This window comes from Candidatus Neomarinimicrobiota bacterium (assembly GCA_041862535.1).
GTDB lineage: Bacteria > Fidelibacterota > Marinisomatia > SCGC-AAA003-L08 > TS1B11.
On sequence record JBGVTM010000298.1, the window covers coordinates 1 to 2,297 of the forward strand.

The 2,297-nt window shown below is 57.7% G+C and carries 3 protein-coding genes; all 3 read right to left on the bottom strand.

All coding sequences use genetic code 11. From position 1 onward, the window contains the following. Nucleotides 1-1,059: Fe-S cluster assembly protein SufB (gene sufB, locus ACETWG_10880; GenBank protein ID MFB0517088.1), on the bottom strand; the 1,059-nt coding region annotated here is incomplete at its 3' end. Nucleotides 1,060-1,118: 59 nt separating this feature from the next. Beyond that, nucleotides 1,119-1,544, bottom strand: a complete 426-nt coding sequence (locus tag ACETWG_10885) for an Rrf2 family transcriptional regulator (protein MFB0517089.1) — start codon at nt 1,542-1,544, stop codon at nt 1,119-1,121. 117 nt (nt 1,545-1,661) lie between these two features. Beyond that, a partial coding sequence (locus ACETWG_10890; protein MFB0517090.1) for an outer membrane lipoprotein-sorting protein occupies nt 1,662-2,297 on the bottom strand: 636 nt, incomplete at its 5' end.

Below are 2,297 nucleotides of genomic sequence, written 5' to 3' on the forward strand. Positions count from 1 at the left end.
GTGGATCATCTTGGTACCGGTATCCGCCTGCTGGTAGTTATTGGTGAGCGCAACCGAATAGAACTCACCGATCGAATTATCGCCCTGCAGGATACAGCCGGGGTACTTCCAGGTGATGGCGGAGCCGGTCTCCACCTGGGTCCAGGAGATCTTGGAATTGATCCCCCGGGCAGCACCCCTTTTAGTGACAAAGTTGTAGATTCCGCCCTGGCCCTGCTTATCGCCGGGGTACCAGTTCTGGACGGTGGAGTACTTGATCTCGGCATTGTCCAGAGCGATGAGTTCCACCACCGCGGCGTGCAGCTGGTTCTCATCGCGCATGGGAGCGGTGCAGCCTTCCAGGTAGCTCACGTAGCTGGCCTCATCGGCTATGATCAGTGTGCGTTCGAACTGCCCCGTCATGGCCGCATTAATGCGGAAATAGGTGGACAGTTCCATGGGGCAGCGCACCCCCCTGGGGATATAGACAAACGAGCCGTCGCTGAAGACCGCCGAGTTCAGGGCGGCGAAGAAGTTGTCTGTGGGTGGCACCACTGAGCCCAGGTACTTCTTCACCAGCTCGGGATACTGCTGTACGGCTTCGGAAAAGGGACAGAAGATGACCCCCGCTTCGGCCAGCGCCTCCTGGAAAGTAGTGGCCACCGAAACACTGTCAAAGACGGCGTCAACGGCTACCCCCGCCAGGCGCTTCTGCTCCTGCAGGGGAATGCCCAGCTTCTCGTAAGTCTCGAGGAGCTTGGGGTCCACCTCGTTCAGGCTTTTGTAGGTGGGCTGCATCTTGGGGGCCGCATAGTAGACGATGCTCTGGTAATCGATAGGTGGGTAGTTAACATGGGCCCAGTGGGGCTCACCCCGTTCCGCGTACAGTTTGCGCCAATGTCGGTAAGCCTTCAGCCGCCACTGAAGCAGGAACTGCGGCTCGTGCTTCTTGGCCGAGATCCGCCGGATGACGTCTTCGTCCAGGCCGGGCGGGAGGGTCTCCTGCTCGATATCAGTGACGAAGCCGTACTTGTATTCCTGGCTGGTCAGCTTTTCAATAGTCTGGGATTCATCACTCATGATGCTGATCGCAGTTCCCGCCGTTGAATGATTCCGGGTGCTAGAGGTCTCCCCAGCTGCTAGGCCGAGTCCCGCCGGAGCAGGTAGGGCCGGATCACGTGCTCAAGCGTGAGGCGGGTGAAGACCGACTTGAGGGTGTGATCGATTACTTGCATGGGATTTCGAATATTACAGGAGCCCATCTGGGTGCAGTCATCTTCACTTACACAATCAACAATGCCCAACGGCCCTTCCATCCTTTCGAGGAATTGCCACAGATTCACGTCTGCGAGATCGGCTCTGAGCCGGTACCCGCCCTGCGCACCCTGGATGGGCTCCACGAAGCCTTTGTGGGCCAGCCGCTGCATTACTTTAGCCATAACCGGAAAAGGTATATCATAGGTGTCGGCGATTTCCCGCACCTTGGTGATGTCCTCGCTCGCAGCCTGGCTCAGGTGGCCGAGGGCCATGAGGGCATACTCGGTTTTGCGTGTTATTTTAAGCATAGCTAAATACGACCTTTTTAGTCTTGCTTAAATTATGACCATTATGGTCCGGTTACAAGAAATAAAGCACCTCGAGGGAAGTGGAGGGTGAAAAGATGTTAACTCAGAGGAGGTTTTCTACTTCCTCAGCGCGGCCTTGGCAAAGCGGGATTCGGGGATGGGCTGGTCGAAGACGATCTCGTCGATGATCCATTCGGTGCCCTGACTGTCGCGTTTCAGCTCGTCCTTGAACACCCACACTTTCGGATACCACCGGCCCTGGACCTGCATAACGTCTTCCGCCCGCGCCGACTTGAGCAGCTTGCCGCCCTTGGCCAGCAGCTCCTCCCGCATGGGCAGCAGCCACTCCTTGTCCACCCACTCCTTGCGAGTATGGTAGGCCATGCCCTCCCGCTTGGCGGTTAGGGTCATTACCCAGCTGTCCCGGCCATTCAGGACCTCCGAGCCTTCCACTACACCGTCGTAGGAATCAAGGAGAGATTGGTCTTCCATCATGTCCTCGTAGGAGAAATCCGAGCCCATGAGGGACTGGCGCAGCATGTGGCCGGATATCTGGATGATACGGTCGGCCTGGGGATTGTAGGTCCAGAGTTGATCGCCTAATTTTAACATTTTGGTGCCCGCCTCCCGTGGGGGATCCAGGTACTCGGTGAAGGCCTTATCGGTGCCCTGTACCCAGCTCCTGGAGGTGATGGTCCGGCTGGTGCGCCGGCCGTGCACCACCATCCGGCTGGTGACAATCTGGGTCTCAGC